The organism is Bacillus carboniphilus (assembly GCF_039522365.1).
Taxonomy (GTDB): domain Bacteria; phylum Bacillota; class Bacilli; order Bacillales; family JC228; genus Bacillus_BF; species Bacillus_BF carboniphilus.
Window position 1 is genome coordinate 102,865 of sequence record NZ_BAAADJ010000063.1, and the last position, 25,795, is coordinate 128,659.

Annotated in this window: 24 protein-coding genes and 1 riboswitch; of the genes, 7 read left to right on the top strand and 17 right to left on the bottom strand. The window is 41.1% G+C overall.

Annotation, left to right across the window (positions count from 1 at the left end):
• Positions 1–103: 103 nt before the first annotated feature.
• From purB to ABDZ91_RS19975, 6 genes are all read right to left on the bottom strand, one after another.
• Entirely contained in the window at positions 104–1,399 is a 1,296-nt protein-coding gene (gene purB / locus ABDZ91_RS19950) for an adenylosuccinate lyase (protein WP_343803156.1), read from the bottom strand.
• Entirely contained in the window at positions 1,396–2,556 is a 1,161-nt protein-coding gene (gene purK / locus ABDZ91_RS19955) for a 5-(carboxyamino)imidazole ribonucleotide synthase (protein ID WP_343803159.1), read from the bottom strand. The genes purB and purK overlap by 4 nt, the downstream gene beginning before the upstream one ends.
• Complete coding sequence (gene purE / locus ABDZ91_RS19960; RefSeq protein ID WP_343803162.1) at positions 2,543–3,031, bottom strand: 5-(carboxyamino)imidazole ribonucleotide mutase; 489 nt, start codon at positions 3,029–3,031, stop codon at positions 2,543–2,545. The genes purK and purE overlap by 14 nt, the downstream gene beginning before the upstream one ends.
• A gap of 140 nt (positions 3,032–3,171) precedes the next feature.
• Positions 3,172–3,273, bottom strand: a riboswitch (purine riboswitch).
• Positions 3,274–3,370: 97 nt separating this feature from the next.
• On the bottom strand, positions 3,371–4,165 hold the full coding sequence (locus tag ABDZ91_RS19965) for a HipA family kinase (RefSeq protein ID WP_343803165.1): 795 nt from the start codon (positions 4,163–4,165) through the stop codon (positions 3,371–3,373).
• The gene (locus ABDZ91_RS19970) at positions 4,162–5,259 is read right to left on the bottom strand and encodes a glycosyltransferase family 4 protein (RefSeq protein WP_343803167.1); all 1,098 of its coding nucleotides are present in this window, start codon (positions 5,257–5,259) and stop codon (positions 4,162–4,164) included. Before ABDZ91_RS19970 ends, ABDZ91_RS19965 begins: the two co-directional genes overlap by 4 nt.
• 33 nt (positions 5,260–5,292) lie before the next feature.
• Complete coding sequence (locus tag ABDZ91_RS19975) at positions 5,293–6,168, bottom strand: hypothetical protein (RefSeq protein WP_343803170.1); 876 nt, start codon at positions 6,166–6,168, stop codon at positions 5,293–5,295.
• A gap of 408 nt (positions 6,169–6,576) precedes the next feature.
• Between ABDZ91_RS19975 and ABDZ91_RS19980 the strand changes: the two genes are divergently transcribed.
• Positions 6,577–7,569: a DMT family transporter gene (locus ABDZ91_RS19980; RefSeq protein ID WP_343803173.1), complete on the top strand. Its 993-nt coding sequence runs from the start codon at positions 6,577–6,579 to the stop codon at positions 7,567–7,569.
• Between the two features lie 292 nt (positions 7,570–7,861).
• On the opposite strand, the gene ABDZ91_RS19985 is transcribed toward ABDZ91_RS19980, so the two are convergent.
• Genes ABDZ91_RS19985 through ABDZ91_RS19995 form a run of 3 tightly spaced genes read right to left on the bottom strand, consistent with a single transcriptional unit; the run spans position 7,862 to position 10,161 of the window.
• Positions 7,862–8,599 (bottom strand): amino acid ABC transporter ATP-binding protein, encoded by a 738-nt coding sequence (locus ABDZ91_RS19985; RefSeq protein ID WP_343803175.1) that lies wholly within the window; start codon positions 8,597–8,599, stop codon positions 7,862–7,864.
• A gap of 16 nt (positions 8,600–8,615) precedes the next feature.
• A complete protein-coding gene (locus tag ABDZ91_RS19990; RefSeq protein WP_343803302.1) occupies positions 8,616–9,317 on the bottom strand; it encodes an amino acid ABC transporter permease in 702 nt (233 codons plus the stop codon).
• Entirely contained in the window at positions 9,304–10,161 is an 858-nt protein-coding gene (locus ABDZ91_RS19995; RefSeq protein WP_343803177.1) for an amino acid ABC transporter substrate-binding protein, read from the bottom strand. Before ABDZ91_RS19995 ends, ABDZ91_RS19990 begins: the two co-directional genes overlap by 14 nt.
• Positions 10,162–10,438: 277 nt before the next feature.
• Here ABDZ91_RS19995 and ABDZ91_RS20000 point away from each other — a divergent pair, with 277 nt between their 5' ends.
• The gene (locus ABDZ91_RS20000; RefSeq protein ID WP_343803179.1) at positions 10,439–11,062 is read left to right on the top strand and encodes a nitroreductase family protein; all 624 of its coding nucleotides are present in this window, start codon (positions 10,439–10,441) and stop codon (positions 11,060–11,062) included.
• Between the two features lie 100 nt (positions 11,063–11,162).
• On the opposite strand, the gene ABDZ91_RS20005 is transcribed toward ABDZ91_RS20000, so the two are convergent.
• From ABDZ91_RS20005 to ABDZ91_RS20020, 4 genes are all read right to left on the bottom strand, one after another.
• The gene (locus ABDZ91_RS20005) at positions 11,163–13,184 is read right to left on the bottom strand and encodes a prolyl oligopeptidase family serine peptidase (protein ID WP_343803181.1); all 2,022 of its coding nucleotides are present in this window, start codon (positions 13,182–13,184) and stop codon (positions 11,163–11,165) included.
• 270 nt (positions 13,185–13,454) lie between these two features.
• Positions 13,455–14,741: a M48 family metallopeptidase gene (locus ABDZ91_RS20010; protein ID WP_343803183.1), complete on the bottom strand. Its 1,287-nt coding sequence runs from the start codon at positions 14,739–14,741 to the stop codon at positions 13,455–13,457.
• Positions 14,742–14,925: 184 nt separating this feature from the next.
• A complete protein-coding gene (locus ABDZ91_RS20015; protein WP_343803185.1) occupies positions 14,926–15,405 on the bottom strand; it encodes a GyrI-like domain-containing protein in 480 nt (159 codons plus the stop codon).
• A 128-nt stretch (positions 15,406–15,533) separates the two neighbouring features.
• A complete protein-coding gene (locus ABDZ91_RS20020) occupies positions 15,534–16,685 on the bottom strand; it encodes a PIN domain-containing protein (protein ID WP_343803187.1) in 1,152 nt (383 codons plus the stop codon).
• 213 nt (positions 16,686–16,898) lie between these two features.
• Here ABDZ91_RS20020 and ABDZ91_RS20025 point away from each other — a divergent pair, with 213 nt between their 5' ends.
• On the top strand, positions 16,899–17,723 hold the full coding sequence (locus tag ABDZ91_RS20025; protein ID WP_343803189.1) for a MerR family transcriptional regulator: 825 nt from the start codon (positions 16,899–16,901) through the stop codon (positions 17,721–17,723).
• The gene (locus tag ABDZ91_RS20030) at positions 17,701–19,437 is read left to right on the top strand and encodes an ABC transporter ATP-binding protein (RefSeq protein WP_343803191.1); all 1,737 of its coding nucleotides are present in this window, start codon (positions 17,701–17,703) and stop codon (positions 19,435–19,437) included. The genes ABDZ91_RS20025 and ABDZ91_RS20030 overlap by 23 nt, the downstream gene beginning before the upstream one ends.
• Before the next feature lie 49 nt (positions 19,438–19,486).
• Here ABDZ91_RS20030 and ABDZ91_RS20035 read toward each other — a convergent pair whose 3' ends face one another.
• Together ABDZ91_RS20035 and ABDZ91_RS20040 are read right to left on the bottom strand one after the other, a co-directional pair.
• A complete protein-coding gene (locus tag ABDZ91_RS20035; protein WP_343803193.1) occupies positions 19,487–19,942 on the bottom strand; it encodes a GNAT family N-acetyltransferase in 456 nt (151 codons plus the stop codon).
• A 61-nt stretch (positions 19,943–20,003) separates the two neighbouring features.
• Positions 20,004–21,242, bottom strand: a complete 1,239-nt coding sequence (locus tag ABDZ91_RS20040; protein WP_343803195.1) for a helix-turn-helix domain-containing protein — start codon at positions 21,240–21,242, stop codon at positions 20,004–20,006.
• A gap of 120 nt (positions 21,243–21,362) precedes the next feature.
• Between ABDZ91_RS20040 and ABDZ91_RS20045 the strand changes: the two genes are divergently transcribed.
• Positions 21,363–22,649 carry an MFS transporter gene (locus ABDZ91_RS20045; RefSeq protein ID WP_343803197.1) on the top strand — a complete coding sequence of 429 codons (1,287 nt, stop codon included), beginning with the start codon at positions 21,363–21,365 and terminating at the stop codon, positions 22,647–22,649.
• A 140-nt stretch (positions 22,650–22,789) separates the two neighbouring features.
• On the opposite strand, the gene ABDZ91_RS20050 is transcribed toward ABDZ91_RS20045, so the two are convergent.
• Positions 22,790–23,257, bottom strand: coding sequence for an SRPBCC family protein (locus tag ABDZ91_RS20050; RefSeq protein WP_343803199.1), 468 nt, complete (start codon positions 23,255–23,257; stop codon positions 22,790–22,792).
• A gap of 132 nt (positions 23,258–23,389) precedes the next feature.
• Positions 23,390–23,785 (bottom strand): VOC family protein, encoded by a 396-nt coding sequence (locus ABDZ91_RS20055; RefSeq protein ID WP_343803201.1) that lies wholly within the window; start codon positions 23,783–23,785, stop codon positions 23,390–23,392.
• Positions 23,786–24,009: 224 nt separating this feature from the next.
• On the opposite strand from ABDZ91_RS20055, the gene ABDZ91_RS20060 reads away from it, so the two are divergent.
• Positions 24,010–24,579, top strand: coding sequence for an alkaline phosphatase family protein (locus ABDZ91_RS20060; RefSeq protein WP_343803203.1), 570 nt, complete (start codon positions 24,010–24,012; stop codon positions 24,577–24,579).
• Positions 24,580–24,596: 17 nt separating this feature from the next.
• Positions 24,597–25,628 carry a hypothetical protein gene (locus tag ABDZ91_RS20065; protein ID WP_343803205.1) on the top strand — a complete coding sequence of 344 codons (1,032 nt, stop codon included), beginning with the start codon at positions 24,597–24,599 and terminating at the stop codon, positions 25,626–25,628.
• Positions 25,629–25,795 lie beyond the last annotated feature (167 nt).

Below are 25,795 nucleotides of genomic sequence, written 5' to 3' on the forward strand. Positions count from 1 at the left end.
TTCAGAACTCAGAACCCTCCCAGAACTCAACCCCAACAGAGGTGGGACAGGAAACCTGTCCCCTCTGTCCCACACTGAATGAGGTGGGACACCAAACCTGTCCCTACTGTCCCATTACACGTTCAAAGATGGTGTCGACGTGTTTTAGGTGGTAGTTGTAGTCGAAGCAGTCATCGATTTCGGCTGGACTTAGCAATTCGGTGATTTTCTCATCCGCCTCGATTAGGCTTCGGAATGGGACTTGTTCTTCCCATGCTTGCATTGCACGCGGTTGGACGGTGTCGTAGGCTTCTTCACGTGGAAGGCCTTTGTCAATCAATGCTAGCAACACACGTTGGGAGTAGATTAACCCTAACGTACGATCCATGTTTCGCTTCATGTTTTCTGGGAATACCGTTAAGTTTTTCACGATGTTCGCGAAGCGGTTTAACATGTAGTTCAATGCGATTGTCGCATCTGGCAAAATGATTCGCTCTGCTGAAGAATGAGAGATATCTCGTTCATGCCATAGTGGAACATTTTCATAAGCCGTCATCATGTATCCACGAATCACACGCGCCATTCCCGTCATGTTTTCTGAACCGATTGGGTTACGTTTATGCGGCATTGCAGAAGATCCTTTTTGACCCTTTGCAAAAAACTCTTCTACTTCACGAGTTTCACTTTTTTGTAACCCACGAACCTCAACTGCAAATTTTTCAATAGAAGTCGCAATCAATGCAATCGTTGATAAATAGTGAGCGTGACGATCACGTTGGAGGGTTTGCGTTGAAACTGGTGCTGCCTGTAGCCCTAATTTTTCACAAACATACTTTTCTACAAAAGGATCAATGTTGGCGTATGTACCAACAGCTCCCGAGATTTTTCCAAACTCAATGCCTTCCGCCGCTTGCTTGAACCGCTCTAGGTTACGCTTCATCTCTTCGTACCATAAAGCCAATTTCAAACCGAATGTCGTTGGCTCAGCGTGTACCCCATGTGTTCTTCCCATCATCACTGTGTACTTGTGCTCAATCGCTTTATTTTTTAAAATCTCGATAAAGTTCTCGATATCTTTTAATAAAATGGCATTCGCCTGCTTAATTTGATAAGACAGCGCCGTGTCCACAACATCAGTTGACGTTAGACCGTAGTGGACCCACTTTCTTTCCTCACCCAATGTCTCAGACACCGCACGAGTAAAAGCTACGACATCATGTCTTGTTTCTTCTTCAATTTCTTTAATTCGATCGATGTTAAAAGAAGCATTTTCACGAATTTTTTGCACGTCTTCTTTTGGAATTTCACCAAGCTCCACCCAAGCTTCACATGCTAAAATTTCTACCTCTAACCAAGCGTTAAAACGGTTTTCTTCTGTCCAAATCGCTCCCATTTCAGGGCGTGTATAACGATCAATCATTGTAATCCTCCGATCTTTTCCTGCATCTTTTCCCATATTTGACTTTCTTCCATCTCAGATAAAACTTTTTCCACTGATTCATCTAAAACCGTTATGTGACCCATCTTTCTTTTAAGTTTTGCCTCATGTTTACCATATAGATGAACATTCCAACTACGGTATTTTTTAATATTGTTGACAACTTTCTCCTGATGTTCTCCTAATATGTTTACCATAACGGCCGGTTTTAATTGATCAACACTTCCTAATGACCAGTTGCAGACCGCTCGAATGTGTTGCGCGAACTGAGATGTTTCACAAGCTTCTATTGTATAATGTCCGGAATTGTGAGGTCTAGGAGCAAGTTCGTTGATAAAGATGTCTCCTTCTTTTGTTAAAAACATCTCAACCGCCAATACTCCAACCACCTGCATGTACTCCGCAATCTTTTTAGCTTTTTCAACTGCGTCCGCTTTTGCAGCTTCACTGATTCGAGCAGGCGCAATCGTTTGGTGTAAAATATTATCTCTGTGGATGTTTTCTGCGACTGGAAATACAGACATTTCGCCATCTGGGTTCCGAGCAATTATCACGGAGATTTCTTTTTCAAAATCGACCCATTGTTCAAGAACGCATTCACCCTGTTGTAATAACTTAGCTCCGTCCGGCAAGTCCTTCTCAGAACGAATCACAAGCTGCCCTTTTCCGTCATAACCACCTCTAGCTGTTTTTAAAACAGAAGGGTATCCAATTTCCTCTATCTCTCTATATAAATCTTCCAAACTCTCGATAACAGCATAGGGAGCAACCTCAACACCCGCTTCCTGAATGCTACGTTTCTCAGAAATCCGACTTTGCGTGAGCTCTAGCACTCTACTTCCCTGGGGAACATAAGCATGCTCGCATAGCCATTTCAATCGTTCAGAATCTATATTTTCAAACTCATATGTAACAACATCACTGATTGCAGCTAGCTTTCGTACAGCGATGGAATCATTGTATTCAGCAATAATTTTATAATCCGCAACTTGCCCACAAGGAGAATCTTCGGTAGGGTCTAAAACAGCGATTCGAAAGCCCATTGATTTAGCAGCTTGCGCCATCATTCTCCCTAATTGTCCTCCACCTATAATTCCAATGGTTTGACCAGGTAAAATTAGTTGCTTAGACAAGTTCATCACTACTTTCTAATACAGATTCTCTTGTTTTGTCGCGCATAGCTTGAAGTTTACTTGCAATGCCCAGGTTGGTTGAGCCTAAAATTTGGGCAGCTAATAGCCCAGCATTCGTCGCACCCGCTTTTCCGATGGCTACTGTTGCAACCGGTACGCCGCCTGGCATTTGAACGATGGATAATAAGGAGTCCAGTCCATTTAAGGCTTTCGATTGAACCGGTACACCGATAACCGGAAGCGTAGTTTTGGCTGCTACCATTCCAGGTAAGTGGGCAGCTCCTCCAGCTCCAGCGATGATGACTTTAATTCCACGATTACGTGCTTCTTCTGCGAATGTAAACATAAGATCTGGCGTGCGATGCGCAGAGACCACTTTTTTTTCAAAAGGAATCTCGAGTTGATCAAGCACCTCACAGGTAATTTTCATTGTATCCCAGTCTGACTTGCTGCCCATGATTACTGCAATTTCAGGTTTCATGTTCTCCTCCTGGTACAACTTTTTATAAAATAAGAAAAGCTCGAAACAGATTGACTCCATAAGAGAAAGCAATCTGCCCGAGCTTTAGATGTTTTCATGGGTAAAAAACGACAGTCCTTCCCCATAAAAATCCTAATACGGCCTATTTCACTTTCCCTCATAGTCCGATAATTTACGGTCATCGGGTAGAAACTTTTGGGCCATATCCCCAACATTATACGAGGGTCTTTAATTGTCAGTTTCTTAACTCCATTTCATTTTAACAACGGCTTTCAAGTAATGTCAACAACAAATAGCGAACATTAAAATTTTCAGACAATATAATGTTCGGCTTTTCATTTAGTTTTGTTTTGTTTCTGGGACAGCGAAACCTGTCCCCCCTGTCCCGTAGACTCTTTTTATGAATTTGCCGATGACTAGAGGCAGGATGGTGTGCCTTCGGTAGTGTAGGAACTTTATGAGTTCTTTTCCGTCTTCTTTAGATAAATTCCAATCATGCGGTATGAAAGACACCATTTCTTCTAGAAGTTGAATGGGCATGGTTTGAACAACCCGTACTGCTTCCTTAAAGTCATTTTCACTCGGGACAAATTTTGCCATCATTTCATGGGTTGCACTCTTAATCAACGTATTAGACAAATAGTAAAAATCATTAACTTCCCAATCATTTGATCCAAGTAAATCTGCGTGATCAATTACCCATAGGTAATGGGCACCAGACTCAACTTCTTCTAGTAAAATATTTTTCCTGGTCCGATCAACATTGCAAAGCCAATAATCAAACACGATAATTTTTGCCAAGTCTGAAGCATTTAGTATTCTTTCAGGCTTCACCTCGTGCGCATTTTTACAATCGTATAAGTACAAGCTCATAAACTGTTTGGATGTATTTACAGTTCCTATTTTATTGGGCATTTGATCCACGAATTCCTCCGGCAGACTGACTTGATAGGAGTAGGGAATCGGCAACCCCATAAATCGTGAAATACAGTACCCGATCCATTCATTAATTAAAGCTTTACTCTCCTTTGGTTTATACAGCTTAACGACGTAGTCTTTCCCATTATCGAATGAAATTAAGTGGGCATTGTTCGTTTTACTTTCAAATAGCTTTTGATAGAGTTGAGGCTTCAATTTGAATTACCTCGCTTTACAATTTGGCTTAATAGCTGGATATATTGCTCTGAGCATACAGGTAATGAGAAGTATTCCTCCACTCGATTTCTTGCAGTCTTTGAAATCTCATCGTATCGGTGGGGACGGTCAATGAGACGATAGATACATTCGGCAGCCCCTTTTACATGCTCTTCTTTATATAAAAATCCTGTTTCCCCGTGCTTTACGATTTCTGGAACGGATGATATATCAGGAGCCACAACTGGAACACCGCAAGCCATTGATTCGATAAAAGTATTTCCAAAGGATTCTGATTTTGTGGTGGAAATCGTGCATCCACCTGATTTTCTAATTTTTGCGTATAAATGAGGCATTTGTTGGTATGGGACCACAGGAAACCATTTCACTACTTCAGTTAGCCCCTGACTTTTCCATTCCTGTTCAAACAAATCCCGCTCCACACTTCTAGCTCCGCCGATAACCCAAAACTCAATATCGTTTCTTTCCATACGAATAGATTTAGCGATTCTCAGCAATAGTCTCCAATTCTTTCGAACATCTAGTCTACCAATATAGGCTACTACTTTCTTGTTTTTCGGAAGAATTGGATCATGGTTTAGCTGGATTTCTCCTTGATCAAGGGGGCGGAAAAACGATGTATTTAGGCAATTATTGATGACTTTTATGGGGGCATGCTGATCGATTAAAATAGAAAGAACTCTTTTTTGATAGCTTGTGGGAACAATGAATAGACTAGGTGATATTTTTTCAACCCCGTTAAGATTTCTCGACAATTTCGTAATTTCGGGAGTTCTCGCTTCCACTAAAATTGGCCCGTCGTACTGGACCTTCTCTAGCCAGCTATAAGCTTTACTTGTATCAACAACAACAATGGCATCGTAGTGATTCTTCAGGATAATTTGGTTAATCTCTTCTGTATCTTGTGTCAAATAGACCGTCGCAACATCCTGCATCATATGCATTCCACCTAAGTCTTTACAATAGAGAAACTCGGTGGTAATTCCACGTTTTTTAAAATAAATGGCGCGGTTACGCCAACCGGCATTCACACCACCTACTGTTAGTAGCCGCCAGATGATTAAAATTTTCATATTATCACTTCCTCTGCAGCTTTCTTACTTCGCTTACTTTTTTGACTTTTTTTCTTTCACCTTCTGATCTTTTGCTCGCTGTTCAGTATCGCCTATCATTTTTCCTTTTATTTTACTCTTAATAGCTTTTTCTTGTTCTAGTTTTCTTTCTTCTTTAATCGTCTTCCTCACTAGACCTACTAATCCCTTATATAATGATTTTGCATTTGTAGAAGTTAAAAGTGTACCTGTTTTCTGGCTTATTGAGTCTATGTCTACACTTTTGTTTTGAAGCTGATGGTACATCTCCCTTGAAACCTCATCTAAGTGCATATAGTACTCCCATTCCGTGTAGAGCCTTGGGGCCAACTCTTTTACATGTTCAAGAAATGTATTTTTATATTCTCCTAAGCTTGTTAATAGCTTACGGGGATAAGGATACGTTCGGTTTCTCCAAACGGTTCTCCCTACATCAATAACTTTCAGGGACCCGTCCTCTTGAAGGTATATTTGTCGTTTATGATGATCGATGCGCTCATATCCAATTTTTTTAAATGTTATAAGTAATTTAATCAGTTCATATGAAAGCTCTTTTGTTAGTGGTTGAGATTGGAGATATTCTCTTAAATCCACCCCACCAACCATCTCCATCACTATGAAATTCTCACCCTTACAGAAAATTTTCGGTAATAGTTGTGTCTTCTTCCCCAATGACATCGCATAGTACTCTCTTTCACAATCAACGATATCACCATAGACCTTTACAACCATTTTATGGTTTACTTTAAAAACTGCTCCTTGTCGACCCTTTCCAATCATCTCTAGGTCTGATTTATTTACTACTGACACATCTACATCTTCAAACCCCTGAATTTGAATTTTATTAACCTGTTTTTGAATTGATTCACACTTGAATTTTTTCTTTCCCACTTCATAATCATCTCCTTTTCGAATTAAATTTCTCTGGGTAGCCGTTACTAACAATTTCAACAAATCATTCATAACACAAGAATGGCTTGTACCATTTTCAACCTCAGGAATAATGCCCTGCTCATTAAATCTATTATTTAACTTGCTTTTTTGATGTTTGAGTACAGCTACAGTGTTTTTACAATTATTAAATGAATATTTCTAGTGTTTTGAAACTGACAGGCGTACAGTTTTTTATGTTTTTTCAAAAAAATGTAAAGGAAGATACCTGAAATTGTAATACTATTGCCTTGATAGGCTATAGACTAGTTGTTAGTCTCTGATTCTGAAATTGGAACACCTGTCTCCACTATCCTGGCTAGATGTATGCTATATTGGATTTATTCCCAATTGTTAGGAGAGAGGTAGATGAAGGAGATTTTGATTGGCGTTTTGGCTTCGATGTTCTTTGCGGTTACGTTTATTTTGAATCGGACCATGGAGTTATCTGGGGGACATTGGATTTGGAGTTCTTCCTTACGTTTTTTCTTTATGGTGCCTTTTTTACTACTCCTTGTATTGGCTCGAAAGAATTTGAGTGCTGTTTGGATTGAGATGAAAAAACACCCTCTCCAATGGTTGACCTGGAGCTTCTTTGGTTTTGTACTCTTTTACGCACCGATTACTTACGCAGCTTCATACGGACCAGGTTGGCTCGTTGCAGGTACCTGGCAGCTCACGATTGTGGCTGGTACTTTATTAACCCCTCTATTCTTTGACCGAATTCAAACCGAAAATGGCGATCTCACACAAATAAGAAAAAAGCTTCCTTTAAAAGCACTTTGTTTTTCTCTTCTTATCTTTTTTGGTGTTATTTTAATCCAATTTCAAAAAGCTAGTAGTTTATCTGTAAGTGAAATTATTGTCGGGGTTACTCCTGTATGTGTTGCGGCGTTTGCTTATCCTTTGGGGAATCGGAAAATGATGGAGCTATGCGGAGGAAGGTTAGATACTTTCCAACGGGTATTAGGAATGACCATCGCCAGCCTTCCGTTCTGGATGATACTAGCAGTGATTGGAGTCTTTAACGTTGGCGCTCCATCCTCCAACCAGCTTATTCAAACCTTCATTGTCGCTATATGTTCAGGTGTTATTGCCACTACCCTATTTTTTATCGCAACGGACCGAGCTCGGGATGATCAAAGTAAACTTTCAGCTGTGGAGGCAACTCAATCAACCCAGGTTCTCTTTGTAATGGTAGGTGAGATCTTACTTTTATCCATTCCTTTCCCAAATGGATGGGCAATCGTTGGGTTGTTTATTATTGTACTGGGAATGCTGTTGCATAGTTATTTCACGAAAAACACACAGGCCAAATTGTTGAAGTCATCCCCTGAGAGGAAAGCGGAAATGAGGGTTTAGCGGAAAAATTGTGCCTAGTCCAAAATGGGTATTACTACTTTCATTTTAGGTTAGGCTTCATTCAATCAGTGGGACAAGGTTCCTGTCCCCGGTGTCCATATCATGTATTTTCCCACAGTAACCGACATTTTTGGATATAAAGAAAACTCGCCGATTGGCGAGCCTTTAGGCGAAGACAGAGGCGTAGTTGCACTTATACTTCAATCCTAAAAATTTTAACCACGTCGATTTTACTTCCGTGCAAAAATTTTATACTTTCTTAACGTATAAAAAAAACAAGGTTTCCCTTGTTTTACTTTTGGATCATTCTTAAAAATTGTTTGGTTCGTTCTTGATGTGGAGATTGGAAGATGATGTCTGGGACGTTTCTTTCGACGATGACACCATTGTCCATAAAAATGACTTCATCTGCCACTTCTTTGGCAAATTTCATTTCGTGTGTAACAACGACCATGGTCATCCCTTCTTGGGCTAGGTCTTTCATAACTTGTAGGACCTCTCCTACTAGCTCAGGATCAAGGGCAGATGTAGGTTCATCAAACAGCATGACCTTAGGTTCCATCGCAAGTGCTCTGGCAATGCCCACTCTTTGTTGCTGTCCTCCGGAAAGTTGGAATGGATAGTAGTCGACTTTGTCCTGCAAACCAACCTTTGCTAAAAGCTCCCTTGCCCGTTTTTCTACGGTGTCTTTTGGTTCTTTTTTTACCGTAACTGGCCCTTCCATCACATTTTGAAGTGCCGTCATATGTGGGAAAAGGTTATAGTTTTGGAAGACCATTCCGGTTAATCTTCTGAATTTCGCCACGCTTTTTCGGTCCACTTTATGTGAAAAGTCTAGCTTCTGGTCATCTATGTTCACCAATCCAGAGGTTGGTGTCTCTAGAATGTTTAAACAACGAAGTAAAGTCGTTTTTCCTGATCCAGAAGGACCAATGACTACCACAACTTTCCCCTGTCCTATATCAATATTTATATCTTTTAGAACTTGTAATTCATCAAATTGCTTATATAAACCTTTTACGGATATCACGGATAGAGCCCCCTAATTATTTTGCCACATATCGGTCTAAACGGCGTTCTAGCATACCCTGTACAATGGATAATGTGAAGCAGACTACCCAATAAATGAGTGCTGCTTGGGTATAGAGCAGTAATGGTTCGTACGTGGTCGCCGCTATTTCTTGTGCCTTTCTGAACATTTCTGCAACCAGGATGACAGACGCTAGAGAGGTATCTTTTACAAGGCTAATAAATGAGTTAGACAATGGTGGAATGGAGACTCGTGATGCTTGCGGTAGAATGACTCTTCGCAATGCTTGTGGATAACTCATTCCCATCGAATAGGATGCTTCCCATTGACCTTTAGGTATGGATAAAATAGCTGCTCTTATGACTTCCGAAGCGTATGCCCCCATGTTTAGTGAGAACGCAATGATGGCAGAAGGAAATGGATCCAATGTAACACCTACGCTAGGAAGTCCGTAAAAAATAATGAATAATTGCACTAATAATGGTGTACCACGAATAATGGATACATACGTACTTGCAATCCATGTCAGTGGTTTTATTTTGGAGATTCGAGCTAGTGCCGTTAACACTGCAATCACTAGGCCAATCGAAAAAGAAATAAGAGTTAAAGGTACAGAATAGTAGAGAGCTCCCTTTACCAATGGTAAAAGGGAACTCTGAAAAATTTCCGTTACTTTTTCTAACCTTTCAGGATTCGTAAAAATATTAGTTAAGTACATCTTCACCGAACCATTTCTCTGAAATTTGTTGGTACGTTCCGTCTTCAATCATTTCTTGTAGTGCTTTGTTGACTTCTTCTACCAATGCTCCACTACCTTTACGGAACATAAATCCACTTTGTGCAGCGTTATCACTTTCATCTACCACTTTAATTGGTGCATCTGGACGTTGTTTCTTGAAATCAAGAACCGCAATTTTATCGTTAATCGTAACATCTACACGTTTAGAAGTGATGAGGTCAACTGCTTGGTTAAAGCCATCTACTCCTACTACTTCAGCTTTATATTCGCGTGCAATATCAGCATAGTTGCTTGTTAGCGTGTGTGCTGATTTTAAACCTTCAATGTCTTCAAAAGATTTTACATCGTCATTATCTTGGTGAGCGATTAACACAGCTGCTGATGTAATGTAGTGATCAGAAAAATCGTATTTCTCAAGGCGATCTTCTCTAATACCAACTTGGTTTGCAATCATGTCGAAACGTTCTGAATCCAGTCCAGCAAACATAGCATCCCATTGCGTTTCCATAAACTCAGCTTCTACTCCAAGACGGTTTGCAATTTCTTCAGCAACCTCTACATCAAATCCTGTTAATTTGCCAGACTCATCATGGAAAGTAAATGGAGGGTATGTACCTTCCGTTCCAATTAACAACTTACCTTCACCTTGTACCTTAGCCAGTAAGTCCTCGGTATTTCCAGTGTCAGCATTGTCATTACCTTCTGTTTCTTCGGTGTTGTTATCTCCTGCTGTATTCGCATTATCATCATCCGCAGTTCCACATGCGGCAAGGATAAGTGTAAAACTAAATAGTAAAGCAAAAAGTGTTAAAAACTTTTTCATTTCGTTAAACCCCCAGTATTCTTATCGGAATTGTTTTTATTCTACAGAACATGATGATAAGAGAATCTTTGATGTTTGTCAAAGGTTTTGTTTTTTATTTTTTCCTAATATAGGTGAAACAATGTGTTTGACCTAAAAAGGTGCGCTTAGAAAAGTTTTTGAATAAACAATACTTTTCATCAGCTGCTAACTATTAACACCCATTCAATTCCTTATTTCGGCCATAATAACAGTGTAGATTTTCTACAAGAAGAGGCAAGGCGAAGGAGAGGGTCTTTTGGCAACCAATACGATGCAGCAAGTTCTTTCGGTACCAGATGCAATTGAATCCAGACATAGCATACGGAAGTTTGTTGAGGATCCCATTCCAAAAGAAGATTTAAACCAAATCTTTGAGCTGGTACGATTAGCTCCAAGCGCATGGAATCTTCAGCCATGGCGTTTTCATGTCGTAACGGACACCAATCTGAAAGAGAAATTAAAAGAAGCCTCCTACGGGCAACAGCAAGTCACCTCTGCACCAGCGGTTGTACTTGTTATCAGTGACATGGAAGACGTGTTGGAAAATCTACCTAAAACCGTTCACCCAGGGTTGTCACCTGAACGGCAGCAAGAAGAAGTGGCCAACCTTTCCTCTTTTTTTGGAAGCATGAGTGTTGAAGAAAGAGGACAATGGGGGCTAACGCAAACAAACATTGCACTTGGGGTACTCCTCGTCACCATCCAAGGGCTCGGATATGCGAGTGTTCCCATGCTTGGGTTTGACCAAGAAAAAGTTAAAAATATTCTTGGGCTAGATGAACATGTCAAATTCGCGGCTATGGTCCCCTTTGGTATCGCAGACCAAGAAGGCTATCCGCATCACCGCTTTGAAATCGAAAAAATCGTTAAATATCATTAGGGACAGGGGGATAGGGACAGGGGGACAGGAACCTTGTCCCACTCCATAAATAAAGGAGTAGCCACTTACGGCTACTCCTCTCTCTTAAAAATATTCACTTTTACCCCAACTCTTTATCCAAGAATGCGTAAAAATCAACCCATTCATCAATCAATTTAGAGGTTGGTTTACCGAGACCATGCCCGGCTTTTGCTTCTAATCGCAACACAATGGTTGAGTCTTCGTGTGCTTTTTCTAATAGAGTTGCGGCGAATTTCTTTGCATGTGCCGGTACCACACGGTCGTCACTTTCCGCCGTTGCAATGAGTACTGGTGGATATTTTTGCCCTTCTTTTATGTTATGCAATGGTGAGTATTTATAAAGGAATGGAAATTGCTCCGGGTTGTCCGCCGAACCATACTCCGGAATCCAGAAACGCCCAATTGTGAATTTATGATAACGGAGCATATCAATCACCGGAACTCGGCAAACAACGGCACCATATAGGTCTGGACGTTGCACCATACAAGCTGCTACTAGGAGTCCCCCATTGGATCCACCCATAATAGATAGCTTTTGCTTGCTTGTATAATTTTGCTCGATTAAATATTCACCTGCAGAAATAAAATCATCGAACACATTTTGCTTATTTTCTAACATCCCCGCTCTGTGCCACTGTTCTCCATATTCAGAACCGCCACGCAGATTGGCCACCGCATAGATTCCTCCTTTTTCAAGCCAACGTAAAATGGCTGGATTGAAGGAAGGTGTCAAGCTCACATTAAAACCACCATATCCATAAAGGATGACAGGATTCTCTCCGTTTAAAGGAAGGTCCTTTTTAAGCGTAATAAACATTGGCACTTTGGTTCCATCTTTGGATGTATATAAAATTTGTCTTGTTTCAAACTGGGATGTGTCTACTTTTAACTCGGATTGCGTAAACACTTCCAGCTCATTGCTGGTAAAATCATAGCGGTAAACAACCGTTGGGCTTAAGTAAGAAGTCATGTCAAAGAACATTTCACTTTGATTGTGCTTACCGGATATCTCCGTAATGGCACCGATCATCGGGATGTTTATTTTTTTATCATGGCTCCCATCTTCATGGTACACATGGATTTGGTGATGAGCGTCGTGGAGAAAGGCGATCACGAACTGCCCATTCACAAATTTCACACCGTGCATGACATCCTCATGCTCAGGTACTACCTCTTGCCAATTTTCACGGGACGAATTTTCAAGGTCGATAGAAATGATTCGTCCACGTGGCGCATCTAGGTTTGTTTTAAAATAAAATTGAGACCCATTATTGTGAATGTACGTATACTGAGCATCACTGTCATCGAGTAGACGTGTAAAGTCGCCTTGTGAATCTAGTTTTTTCAAGTAAAAGCGATTCTCTGCAGCAGTTCCATGTCTGACATCCAGGCAAATGTATGTATCGTCATGCGTTATAAACGGTGAAAACATGAGCTCCTTGTTATCCGGTTGCTCATATATAAGCGTATCTTCTTCCTGACTCGTTCCCAATGCATGAAAATAGACTTTACTGTAGTTACCTTCATCCTCTTCACTTACAGACCCCGGCTCAGGAAAACGACTATAGAAAAATCCGGAGTTGTCTGGCGCCCAGGTAAGCGGTGTGAATTTCGCCCATTTAATGTGGTCATTTAGGTCTTGGCTAGAGTTTACCTCTCTGACATAAATCTCTTGCCAGTCACTACCATGGGTAGACGTGGTATAGGCGATGTACTTGCCATCTCCACTAAAAGAGTAATTTGTCATTGCGACCGTACCATCGTCGCTCAATTTGTTCGGGTCAATCACAACAGAATCCTGATCCGTACCTTTTTTATATAAAACAGCCTGATTTTGAAGGCCATTATTTTTCTGATAAAAAAGCTCTTCCTTCACTCTTTTCGGTACAAAATACTTAGGATAATTCCATAATTCCGTCAGTCTTGCCTGATCCTCTTCCCTAGTTTTTGTATCCTCAAAATAAGCATCACAAGCTTCTCCAAGCCCTTCTGCCCATTCCTTCGCTTCCAAACTATTTGGATCCTCCAACCAACGATACGGATCTGCTACTTTCGTTCCATGAAAATCTTCAACAACATCGCTCTTTCTAATCACAGTCATTCCTAAACCCCTCTCTCTTCTACCTATACTTTACATTTCGACATACGAAATGAAAGTCCTGCTGGGACACCGGGGACAGGTTTGGTGTCCCACAAAAGTTGGCTCAGAGGGGCTTGCCTTGGGACATGGGGTCAGGAACCTCTGTCCCACTTGGGGGGCCGTGGACATAGGGACAGGAACCAATGTCCCACCCACTATGCTGAACGCCCTTCATTTCCCCCACAAAAACAGCCTGTCCATCAAATACCCACTGATGAACAGGCCAACATTTTACTGATAAAGCTCATATTTAATTTCATCGATAATTCTCTCTTGAATCGGCCCTTCCAATCTCTCAAGTTCTTTCTGAAAAGAAGTCACTTCTGCACTGGTCAGTGTGAGCCTTGGATGCATCGTCTTCCCTTTCAAAAGACTCAACCGCAAATGTGTAGGTGGATGTGTAGATTCAATCCTCGTTTTTTCAAGTTCTGTCTTCCGTTTAAGCCTTTTTCTCTCCCGCTCCGGAAGACTTTCAACTCTAGTTCGCAACTCTTCAAAAAGGTTTTGCTTTTCCTTTGACAAAGCAACCTTCCGACTTATATAGCCGCACAAGTCATCGTAGTGTAATTTTTCAAGGGCTCGAATGGTTGTAGCCGATCCTACAACCTCTGCGCCGAACAAATCCGCCCGGAACTCCGCGACTTGCTTGTTTCGAAAAAGTAAAAACGTGAGCACGTAGAGTAAGCTATACGGGATAAAAGAAAGACCTTTCATAATATAGTAGGTTGGAACCTCGAGTAAAGAGAGGCCATCGTCCCGCTCTCCAGCACCTGGTGTATCAGGGTATAAAAGTTCAAACCAGGTAAACAACGTGTTAATAGCTGTACCGATGTAAAGTCCTTTTGACAGATCTTTGTTGTCTTTATGCCCAAACTCATGTGCAAGAATGGACAGCCTTTCGTCTGAATCTAAGATTGCAAAGAGCGGCAATCCAATCGTGACCACCACTTTTCTACGTAGTCCGACCTCTGTTATCGAAGCATTAAAACGGTGATTGACGATGATCCCGTCTACTTTTTTTGTATTCATTTCCTCACTGATTTTGTCACAGATTTTATATAGGGTTGGAAAGTCTTCCCGTGAGATGACAACCTCATCTTTTTCAAGTCGATTGATTCGAGGACGCAACACCCACGATAGCCCAAATAATAAAACGGTCATGATGTAAACCAGGATGCTTTTCTCCACAAAAAATAAACAGTAGAGTGCACCTATAAATAAGGAAACGCTTGTAATATGGATAATCGTTGCAATGAGAAAAGCAGCGAGGGTTGGAAATCGAGCGCTCGGCACCACACCTTCCTTAATGCTTTCCACCATACTTTCTCCCAATCGATCACCTAATCGTTCATACAAACGCGTGATGGCGTCACTTTCTTCAGTGAGAGTTGGATTTACGTTATAGTCACAATACTCACACCACGTTATGTAATCTGTGGATACAGGCATTTGCCTTTGGCATTGAGGACATGGTTTAGTTTCCGTACGGGTTGACAGTGTTTGATTGATAATAGACATGGATTTTCTTCCTTTTTCTTGTATCTTACACACTATTATAAGGGATGTGGGTTTGTGGGGTTTATGGGAAAATTAAACAATATTCTATAAACTTCATTTATAAAAAATGGAGCCCACCAAAGTGTGTTCATTACACTAATGGCAGCTCCATTGCTGGGACAGCGTTCCTGTCCCCCTGTCCCACTTAAGCGATTGGATCACAGAGTTCGACTGAGTCTTCGTCTGCAGACCATTTTGAGTAGATTTCTAGCGTCCAGTTGGATGGAGTTCTCGTATAGCCGTTCTCTTGGATCCATTGATGTAGATGCGTGTACGTTCCGTAGATTTCAGATGCATGACCTTTGAATTGAAGGACTGCATATTGTTGTTCTGGAACAGTCAGTGTCACCATGCCCTCTGGAATCTGTTCGAAATCCGTTACTTCGAGGCAAGACCAGTAGCCGTCATCTTCCTCAGATGTTTCCCCAGCTTTAAAGGCACCAATTAGTTTGACCGGTTCAACAAGATTATGAATCTCGTTTTTTCTTCTGATTAACTCTAGGGAAGCCTTGGGTATATCTTGTTGAAATTCTTCGATATTGCTAGCTAAAACCCGAAATCCGACTAATTTCTTTTCTCCTATTGTTGATACTCCAGTAATTGTTATGGCGTCTTGTTTGGTCATAAAAATGAAGTTCCCCTTTGCCTATTTTTCTGAAAACATTTAATTTTACCATAACACAATTGGAACAATATCCCAACCCCTGGAAGGTTTTTGGTGGGACAGGGTTCCTGTCCCCTCTGTCCCAGCTATTAAACTTCGTCTGCCATATTGCTTAATTTTGTGGATGTTATTTTTTCTATATCTTCTATTTTAATCGTATATGGAATCCGTTCTTCTGTACTTGGAATAAAAACAGAAGACTGTATTTCTTTTAATTCAGTAATGTCTCCCTCAATTTCAATGAATCCTTTATATCTCTCATCTTTTCTCAATTCTTTATTATTTGTACCTGTTATTTCTCTGTAGTCATCAAAGATTACGTAAATTTGGTCAGCTGATAGACTCAAGTCATATTCTAGTTTTTTGTTCATTTTACTAAGGCCCTCTTCTCCCTCAAGCTCTTCATCAGGAATTTCTAATGGCCTATCAGGATTATAAAAGCCTTTAATAATTTGATCTTGTTTATTTTCTACAGTGTAGTAGATTTCGAAGCTTTTAGATTCATCCGTATCTTTTTGGTAGATCAAGGTTGGCGTTATAATGACTTGTCCATCTAAAACACTTACCGGCTCAGCCGTTGCTAGATAGCCTTTATCCGGGAAAAACATGACTTTAAAAAATAAAATAATGAGACCAAGACCAATCATGGACTGTATAAAAATGGTCATCAACCCATAGATCCCTGCTAAACCTAAGAATAAACGTTGAATAGGATTTATCTTTTTCTTTTGGGCAAATCTATTTAATATCTTTTGTTCTTTTTTCCGCTTTTTATTGAATACTTCAATATCGAATCCAACTGTCTCAAAACCCGCTGTTTTCGCAATAAGCTTGGCTCCGCGATCTAAGGTAAGGAATAATATTTTTTCATTCTTACTGTCTCGGAGGTGAAGATAACTCGCAATAATTTTATCATCTGGTTTATTTTGAGATAGATTGTATTGAGAAAATGTTGAAGAAGGGGCGACCTCTATAATTTTAGAATCTACTATATCTAATGCTCGAAATCCCTCTCTTGCCTCAAATGCCCTTCTTTTCTGTTCTCTACTAGCATCGGATGATGAACTTTTTAATCTATCTAATTCGTCATATACTTGTCGTGAAATATGTACATTTTCGTTTTTCAACTTTTTAAATAGGCTTGAAGCATTCATTAAAAAGTTCGTATCAGGACACAAGATGTACCCCTTGTTTAAATAGGGTTCTAATGTTTTATAGAGTTGTTTGGCTGAGCTGAACAAAATGCATAATCTCCTTTATGTATATTTAGTATATTTCTAGAAGTTCCGGAAATATTATACTATTTTACCACAATCATACCTATGACAATAGACCCATCGGCGGGACACAGGGGACAGGAACTACTGTCCCACTTGCACCTCCAGTTACGTGAGGTTGTATAGTTAAATTATCAAAGGAAAAATGGTTTAATTTAGTAAAGGAGGATATAGCGTATGGGAGATGGACGCAAGTTTTTGATTGGGGAGTTTTCGGAGAGGACAGGGACTTCGATTAGGACTTTGCATTATTATGATGAGATTGGGTTGTTGACTCCGGAGAAAAATCCGAGCTCTGGTCATCGATTGTATACGGATAAAGATGTCGTGACTCTTCAAAAGATTGTGAGTTTGAAGTTTTTAGGGTATAGCCTGGAGCAGATTACGGAGATGATTCATAAGACAACATTTGATGTCAGTTTGAATGATTCTTTACACATTCAGAAACGGGCCTTTGAGGAAAAAAAGGAACAAATTGAAGCAGCGCTCACATCCATCAACCGTGTCATCACGATTCTAGAAGAGGAAGGCGAAGTTGACAGCACTGTGTTGATGAGCCTGATTCATAACATCCAATCTGAAAAAGACCTTGCCAAGTGGTTAGAGGAACGGGCTCCGAAAGAAGTGGTGGATCATATATTCAACATGCCGGAAGAAGAAAAGCTAAGCATGGATAAACTGTATGTTCGTTTTTCAAAAGATGTGAAAAAACTCTACGGAAAGCCAGTTCAGGACCCTGAAGTTAAAGAACTCATCACTGATTTTATGAAGGAAACAATGGGGTATATTGGAGATGATGCCGCCCATGCTTTAGGGGAAATCGACTCAGCAGAGGCAGAGCAACTCATCGAGCAGTACCCTTCTCCTTTTACAAAAGAAGAGGAAGCTTGGCTGAATCAAGCCATGGAATACTATATGGAACTGGAAGAAAAATTAGCAGAGCAAGAAACCACGGACGAATTGGAAATGGGGTACACACATGAAAACAAAACGAAAGGGTGATAAACAACCTTTCCTGTCTCTTATTTTTTCAACCGATATCCCTAAACTAGCATTAACCATCGGAATCATAGGAAGTCTCCTGACCACCATCACAGGACTGGCCATTCCGCTACTTACAAGAGAGATGGTAGATGGGTTTTCAATAGAAGCAATCAATACTTTTTTAATAGTTGCGATTGTTGTAGTGTTTCTGTTGCAAGCGGTCATAGATGGGCTTTCTCTTTATGCCCTCACCTATGTCGGCCAAAAAATTGTGGCACAGCTAAGGAAAAAAGTGTGGTTCCGACTCCTCCGCTTGCCCGTTCGATACTTTGACAAGCACACAAGTGGTGAAACGGTCAGCCGAGTCGTCAATGATACAGGAATTTTAAAAGACTTAATATCACAGCACTTTCCACAATTTATCAGTGGAATTACGACCATTATTGGAGCTGTTATTATCCTGTTTATCATGGACTGGAAGATGACTTTGCTGATGTTTATTTCGGTTCCCCTTTCGATTTTATTTATTGCACCTTTGGGGAGTAAGATGTCTAAAATTTCTCGGAACCTTCAAGACGAAACAGCTAATTTTACAGCGAGTGTCCAACAAACACTTAGTGAAATTCGACTGATGAAGGCATCCAACGCGGAGAAAACCGAAGAGCAAAAAGGCTTATTTGGGATTAAAAAGCTAGTTTCAATCGGGCTGAGAGAAGGTAAGATTTTTTCACTTATCGGGCCGTTAATGTACTTAGTGGTCATGGTGATCATTGTCATCATTATTGGATATGGCGGAATTCGGGTGGCCGATGGCAGCATGAGTACCGGTTCACTTGTTGCGTTCCTCCTTTATTTATTCCAAATCATTTACCCGATTACATCCTTCACCATGTTTTATACCCAGCTGCAAAAAGCGAAAGGGGCAGCGGACCGGATTATTGGAATTTTAAGCGAGGAAGCGGAGTCCGGCCAAACGGGAAAAGAGATGGACATTACCAATAAAGAGATTCGTGTCGAGGATGTGTCGTTTGCTTACAGTGAAGAAGAGCCGATTTTAAAACATGTTTCATATGATGTGGAGCCAGGCTCGATGATTGCTTTAGCTGGGCCAAGTGGGAGTGGAAAAACAACGATGTTTGGGTTGCTGGAACGATTTTACGAGCCCACTTCAGGTCAAATTCTTATTGGTGAAACGCCCATTCAAGAGCTGTCCGTTTATGCATGGCGGAGACAAATCGGGTATGTTTCACAAGATAGTCCCATGATGGTCGGTACGATTCGGGAAAACTTATGCTATGGACTGGAGGACGTTGGGGAAATCGACGACAAGCGCTTATGGGAAGTGGCGAAAATGGCATACGCAGATCAATTTATTCAGGAATTCCCTAAGGGGTTGGACACCGAGGTTGGGGAACGCGGCGTTAAATTATCCGGGGGACAAAGGCAACGGATTGCAATTGCCAGAGCTTTCTTAAGAGATCCGAAAATACTCATGATGGATGAAGCGACAGCTAGCTTAGATAGCCAGTCTGAAGGAATTGTTCAACAAGCTTTGGCACGGCTGATGGAAGGGCGAACCACCTTTATTATTGCGCACCGACTCTCCACCATCGTCAACGCGGATAAAATCATTTTTATTGAAAAAGGCGAAATTACAGGGGTTGGCACGCACAGTGAGCTTGTCCAATCCCATGGGTTATACCGAGAGTTTGCGGAACAGCAGCTTGCGTAAAAAGGAGGCACCTAGCCTACCTATAAGTACGGTGGGCGGTGCCTCCTGTTTATTTTACAAAGTAATCCAGAACTTGTTCGTCCTCTAACATTTCACCGGATTCTACAAATCCAATTCGTTTATAAAAAGAAATGGCTGCTTGATTTTCAGGGACTACCGAAAGACGGACTCTCTCACAGTCTTCATGTTCCGAAATCATTTCAATGACTTTTTTCATCGCCATTTTCCCATAGCCTTTTCCTTGGAACTGCTCACCAATCATGAAACGGGGAACCCAGTGTCTGTCATAGGACTCGTTTTCAGGAACGTACTCCACTGCAAGGAGTCCTACAACCGTTTCTCCATCACATATGGCATAAGGTGTAAATTTCGGATCCACATAGGCCCATGCAATGGTGGCCAGATTCCGAGCTACGAATTGCTTCTGATCTTCCGCTACCTCTAACTTTGCACATGCTCTAATATTTTCTTGTGTCACGGGTTGAATTGAGATTTCAGTTATCATTATGTTCTCCTCTACTTTACGTTATCTGTTATCTGTTCTAATTGGATTCCTGAGTGGGACACTAAACCTGTCCCCTCTGTCCCACCACTGTTTGGTAGGTTGTTTCGGTAAATTCTTTGAGGAAGGATGTTGGCATTGGTTTGAATTGGTTGTATGCTTTTTGCGCTAGCTCGGCTGCCTTTTCTTTTTCCCCGATTTCGTTGTAGCATAGCGCTTTGTAGGCATCCATGACATAGAAAATGGCCAAATCGATTGGGAAGTGCAGATGGGATGGGATATGGACTTTTTCTAACCAATGAAGGGATTCTTGGTAACGCCCCAGTCCATACAATGCCTTCCCCTTCTCCAAGTAAATCCAATAATTGTGGGGGTCCATCATTTCCGGATTATCTGAATGCTTCTCAATCAACTGCAATGCTTCTTCATGATTCTGTTGGATATTGTTTATAAACATAAGAGTAATGAGGTCGCAAAACAATATAGAATCTACATCCTCCGCGAATTCTCCGTATTGTCTTAGTTTTGTTATATAAAACTCCATTTCTGCCTCATCTTTTTCCATCATGGCATGTGCAGCGGATAGACGGTATAAATCACTGATGAGGTAAAATATTCTTTGTTCTTTTGAAAAAGCAATGGCACGCTCCATGACTTGAATACCTGACCGCGAATCGCCGACAGAGTAGTGAAGAACCGCTTCATGGTAATCCAAATTAAGTCGTGTAATGGGATCAATCACGGACTGCTTCGCCTCAATATACTCCCGTTCCCTCTTGAAAATTTCCAATGCTCGTTCATACTGATGCTCGACAAACCTTGCCATCGCCCGAAAAATACCAACCGAAGCACGTTTTGCAGTTAAATTTAGCTCCTCATACCTTGTAGATGCCTGCTCCGCAAGCTCTTCCCAACCCTCTTTTTTCAAATTAAAAAGACACCGACTATAGATCTCTAACAACCGTGCCGATTCATATCCGTTACTGAGTTTTGCTATGTAAGGGTGGATGAGTATTCTAATCTCTTCATATAGGTGCTCATTTTCATTTCCTGGATTTAAATTATTCACAAGCTTCTCGGCTTGCTCCAATACATCACGCAGTTCAGTAGTGCTACTCTCCCCAAGTAGATCAGCCACTTCCACTCCAAGCTGACCTGCAATATAGGATAAGCTCTCCATCGATGGGTTTGCCTTATTATTTTCAATGAGACTCAGCATTCCCTTCGTTAACTCATCACCCGCTAGTGCTTCAAGAGTTAGTTTCTTTTGTTTCCTTATCTTCCTAATCCGTTCTCCTAACATGGTGGCAACACTCCTATTTCCGCCTATAGTTTAATTATATTAAACTTTTTATTGAAATGGAAGCTTATCCCATGATACAATTTGTTTAATTAAATTAAACTTCCGGGGTGGGAATTTTTTATGGATGAGGCTTTAAAGTTAAAAAAAGCAACCTATCACTTGTATACCTTTACCATTAGTAAGCTCATTTCGTCGTTTGGAGCTCAGGTATATGCCTTTGCAATTAGCTTTTATATTTTACAGTTAACGGGATCGGCCACTAGTTTTGCCACCAATCTCGTGTGCAATATTTTACCGCGTACACTTGCAGCTCCTTTTGCAGGGTACATTGTCGACCGTTACTCAAGGAAAGCGATAGCCATTACCTCTCAAGTCATTACAACGCTTGCAATCGGTGGACTACTTGCCGTCAGTTTAACCCATGGACTTTCATTGATTGCCATTTACACAACCACCTGCATCTTGTCACTCACTTCTATGTTTTCAGGCGTCGCCTTCTCTTCATCCATTACTGGACTTGTTGATGAAGCAAGAATTCAAAAAGCTATGTCATTGAACCAAATGGCCATTTCATTCGCAGCAATCGGGAGCCCAGCCGTTGGAGGACTTTTATATGGGGCTGTTTCTATGCCTGTTTTTCTCATTACGTATATGGTTGCTTCTAGCCTCGCGATTGTTCTGGAAGCTACCATGAACTTTAAGCTTTACGCGAAACGAAAAGAAATGGCGGAAGGGGAAAAGAAAGAAAAAATGTGGGAGAGCATCAAATCAGGGGTCCGCTACCTGAAAACGCAGACCGTCATCATGACGATCATCTGGATTTCGCTCCTTATTAACTTTTTATTCGGGGCATTTGAAGTCGGATATTCCTATATATTGATTGAAAAATTAAAAATGGAATCCCAGCATTTCGGTCTAACGCAAGGCGCTTTTGCAGTGGGGATGCTTCTATTCTCCATTTATTTTTCAATGCGGAAAGAGGTTAAATATCCACTACTCGTTTCAAAAAGGGGTATTTTTGCAATGGGGACGATTATAGGAGCCATCTCCATACCACTGTTAATTTCCCTGTCCTATACGTCAACATTCATCTATTATGTCTTAATCATGTTTAGTTTCGGTTCCATGGTGATTATCGTCAACACCCCAATCCAAGTCATGATGCAAAAAAGCATCGATGACGATTTCAAAGGTCGGGTATTCTCCATCCTCGAAATGATGGCCATGGCGCTCATGCCACTAGGAATGGTCCTTTACGGATTCCTATACGACTTCCTTCCAGCTCAATGGATCCTGCTCTCATCAGCAGCCCTACTAATCGGAGTCATCCTAATCCTAGCAAGACCATCCGTCATCCAAAAAGCGCACCCAGAACGGGACAGGGGGACAGGTTTACTGTCCCACTAGTGGGACAGAGGGACAGGAACGGTGTCCCACTCGCTGAATAGTGAATGTCGATTCTATTTATTTTCAGTATATAAGCATAAAAAAGCACCTACCAAATCAAGGGTAGGTGCTTTTTTAACACTTTATCGATTCCAACCCTATTACAGGCCTACCGGCGTTTTTTCTAAATAATCCTTCAAGGCGGTGAGGTCATTTACACATGCTTTTTTAAATGTTTTAGCCACCATTTTTCCTAACAACTTTGCAATTCCTGTTAGTCCATTTATTTCACCTTTTAACGTGACGTCTGTAGAATCGCCGACTGGTGTTAATATGTATGTAAAGATAAATTCCCCTTTGCCGGTTGTTCCTTTCGTGCCATCACAACGGAGCACGATTTTCTGTGGCTCGTCCAACTTGATCACTTCAAAATGTTCAGATGCCTCTTTCCCAAACATTTTCCTTGTTTCTTTCCACTGACTACCTTCACGCATTGGACCCTCATCTAACCGTTCGATTCCCACAAACCCTTGCATCCAGTGCTTCGCTTGCTCTAAGTCCAGTAAGCCTTTGTAGACTTTATCCTGAGGTACATCGTACGTAATTTGTTCTTCAAATTGAATAGACAACTCACTTTCCCCCTGTTCTAAAAATTCGAAAAGCACCGAAATCTACGGTGCTTCCTAGTTTGAGTAGTGTTCCATATGTCCGTTCTAGTCTTGAGTGGTAGGTGGGACAAGGTTCCTGTCCCCGCTGTCCCACTATTTGGCGTTTTCGTCCGGCTGATGGATACCAATAATATTTCCTTCAGTATCCATATAGTATCCTTGCCATGCCATTCCAGGTAGAGCATACTTTGGGAGGGCAACCTTTCCTCCAAGGTTCAAAATCTTTGTCTCAGTGGAATCATAATCTTCTACACCCATTGTACAAGAAAAACCATTCATTGCTTGGCCCGGCTCAGGCGGTGGACCTTGACGCTTCATCAATGCTCCATTAATTCCTGGCTCATTCGCATCACCTGTAACAGCTCCATAATAAGGCATGCCAGCATACTCAGACCAATCTTCAAATGTCCAGCCAAATACCTCACCATAAAACTTCTTTGCGCGCTCCATGTCATCTACATGAATTTCGAAATGTACTAATCTTCCCATGATTTCCTCCCAAAATTGTAAAAATTTAAATCCCCTTCGCTATCTATTTCTTCAATAAGGTTGGAAACTCCTTCCTCCCCTAAAAAGGAACCTTTCAGTTTTAAGCTCCTCCGTGGGACAAGGTTCCTGTCCCCTCTGTCCCACGAATAAAATTTGGCGGTAAATTAAATGATATAGGTATAATTTTTCGGTTTGAAAATACCTTCCAGAAAAGGTGAAAATAGATGTTTTTGAGAATTCTCATCATTGTGATTGTTGTTTTAGCATTGATCGGTTGTTCTATTTTTTGGGTCAAGCCTAAACAGGCTCAGAATTTGAAGAGTATCCATACGTCTACTTCTTCTAAAAAAGTTGTTTTTCTTGTGGTGGATTCATTGATGGATCAACCGCTTCAAAAGGCTCTACAATCTGAGGATGTTCCTGCTCTAAAGTTTTTTATGGAGAATGGGCACTATTATCCTGAGCTGATTAGTTCGTATCCCACTATGTCAGTGACGATTGACAGTACATTATTGACCGGTACTTACGCCGATCAGCATAAGGTTCCTGGCCTCGTTTGGTATAACCAAGCCGAGGGGCGTGTGATTAGTTACGGAAGTAGTGTGTTTGAAAATGTAAAGCTAGGGCTTTCCAACTTTGTTCATGATAGTTTGTATCAGTTAAATAATTCCGATTTAAGTCCAAATGTAGAGACCATTTACGAAAATTTGCAGAAAAACGGCCTTTCCACGGCGTCTATCAATGGACTGATGCTCGCGGGAATACCGAGCACACCCTCAATTTTCCATGGGTGATAGACATTTTTCCAAAGATGCCTAATGATGTCCACACAAACGGACCAGACCTTCTATCTCTAGGCAATGTAAAAAGAATAGATCCCAGCAATGGATTTTTAATTCATAAATATGGAATGAACGATAAGCGCTCCATCAAAGAATTGACCTATTTAATCCAACAAGACGCGGTACCTAACTTTACGCTTGTATATCTACCCGATAATGATCGACCTGTTCATAATAAAGGACCAAATACACTAAAGGGACTGAAAAAATTAGATAAACAGCTTCAGAATCTTTTAAATGTCTTTCCAACTTGGGAAGATGCCTTAAGTGAAATTACATGGGTCATGATTGGCGACAGTGCCCAGTCAGCTATGGTAAAAGATAAGAACTCGGCTTTGCTAAAATTGAAAGATCTGTTAAGTGACTTTCAAATCGCCAAAATCGGAGACATCAAAGAAACGAACGAAATTGTTTTTACCCCTAATGAGCGAATGGCCTATATTTATGCTTTACAGGACCATATCCAACTAACGGATATAAAAGACAGACTTTTTAAAGATGATCGAATGGACTTTGTCGCATGGAAAGAACAAGACACCATCCATGTGGCTTCACCGCATAAGGCTGAAGAATTAACTTTTAAAAAAGGTGGTCCATACACAGATGAGTACCAACAAACATGGGAGCTCCAAGGAGATTTTTCTGTACTCGACTTAACGGTCAAGAATGATGGAACCATCGAGTATGGAAATTACCCAGATGGACTAGCTCGATTATATGGGGCAATCAATTCGCAAGAGGGTAGATTTCTCATTGCCGAAGCCAAGCCAGGTCATGAATTCAAAGGGGAAGGTACAGCAACTCACGACGGTGGTGGCGCCCATGGATCCATCCACAAAAAAGATTCAGTGGCTCCAATCCTCATTACCGGAACCGACCAACTGCCACAACATTACAGAATCGTCGACCTAAAAAATTGGGTGCTGCAGCTGCTACTGGGACAAGGGGACAGGAACGGTGTCCCACCTTCAAATGAAGAAAGCAAATCCACCCCTAATTAACCTGGTTTTCAAACGATTCATCATGAACAAAATGAGAAAATGTCAGTATAAGTTACTTAACAATACAGACCATTACCGAGTATGCGGGGTACATTCTCCCGGGACACGGGGACAGGTTCACTGTCCCACATGTTTCCTCTCCATTTGGACATACTATTTTTGTCAAA

Coding starts and splice junctions, on each gene's coding strand:
- ABDZ91_RS20010 (WP_343803183.1), bottom strand. CDS start 14,741: ATGTCTATTATCAATCAAACACTGTCAACCCGTACGGAAACTAAACCA.
- ABDZ91_RS20040 (WP_343803195.1), bottom strand. CDS start 21,242: ATGTTAGGAGAACGGATTAGGAAGATAAGGAAACAAAAGAAACTAACT.
- ABDZ91_RS20055 (WP_343803201.1), bottom strand. CDS start 23,785: ATGGGAAGATTAGTACATTTCGAAATTCATGTAGATGACATGGAGCGC.
- ABDZ91_RS20030 (WP_343803191.1), top strand. CDS start 17,701: ATGAAAACAAAACGAAAGGGTGATAAACAACCTTTCCTGTCTCTTATT.
- purE (WP_343803162.1), bottom strand. CDS start 3,031: ATGAAACCTGAAATTGCAGTAATCATGGGCAGCAAGTCAGACTGGGAT.
- ABDZ91_RS20015 (WP_343803185.1), bottom strand. CDS start 15,405: ATGACCAAACAAGACGCCATAACAATTACTGGAGTATCAACAATAGGA.
- purK (WP_343803159.1), bottom strand. CDS start 2,556: ATGAACTTGTCTAAGCAACTAATTTTACCTGGTCAAACCATTGGAATT.
- ABDZ91_RS20035 (WP_343803193.1), bottom strand. CDS start 19,942: ATGATAACTGAAATCTCAATTCAACCCGTGACACAAGAAAATATTAGA.
- ABDZ91_RS20045 (WP_343803197.1), top strand. CDS start 21,363: ATGGATGAGGCTTTAAAGTTAAAAAAAGCAACCTATCACTTGTATACC.
- purB (WP_343803156.1), bottom strand. CDS start 1,399: ATGATTGATCGTTATACACGCCCTGAAATGGGAGCGATTTGGACAGAA.
- ABDZ91_RS19980 (WP_343803173.1), top strand. CDS start 6,577: ATGAAGGAGATTTTGATTGGCGTTTTGGCTTCGATGTTCTTTGCGGTT.
- ABDZ91_RS20025 (WP_343803189.1), top strand. CDS start 16,899: ATGGGAGATGGACGCAAGTTTTTGATTGGGGAGTTTTCGGAGAGGACA.
- ABDZ91_RS19970 (WP_343803167.1), bottom strand. CDS start 5,259: ATGAAAATTTTAATCATCTGGCGGCTACTAACAGTAGGTGGTGTGAAT.
- ABDZ91_RS20065 (WP_343803205.1), top strand. CDS start 24,597: ATGCCTAATGATGTCCACACAAACGGACCAGACCTTCTATCTCTAGGC.
- ABDZ91_RS20005 (WP_343803181.1), bottom strand. CDS start 13,184: ATGACTGTGATTAGAAAGAGCGATGTTGTTGAAGATTTTCATGGAACG.
- ABDZ91_RS20060 (WP_343803203.1), top strand. CDS start 24,010: ATGTTTTTGAGAATTCTCATCATTGTGATTGTTGTTTTAGCATTGATC.
- ABDZ91_RS19995 (WP_343803177.1), bottom strand. CDS start 10,161: ATGAAAAAGTTTTTAACACTTTTTGCTTTACTATTTAGTTTTACACTT.
- ABDZ91_RS19990 (WP_343803302.1), bottom strand. CDS start 9,317: ATGTACTTAACTAATATTTTTACGAATCCTGAAAGGTTAGAAAAAGTA.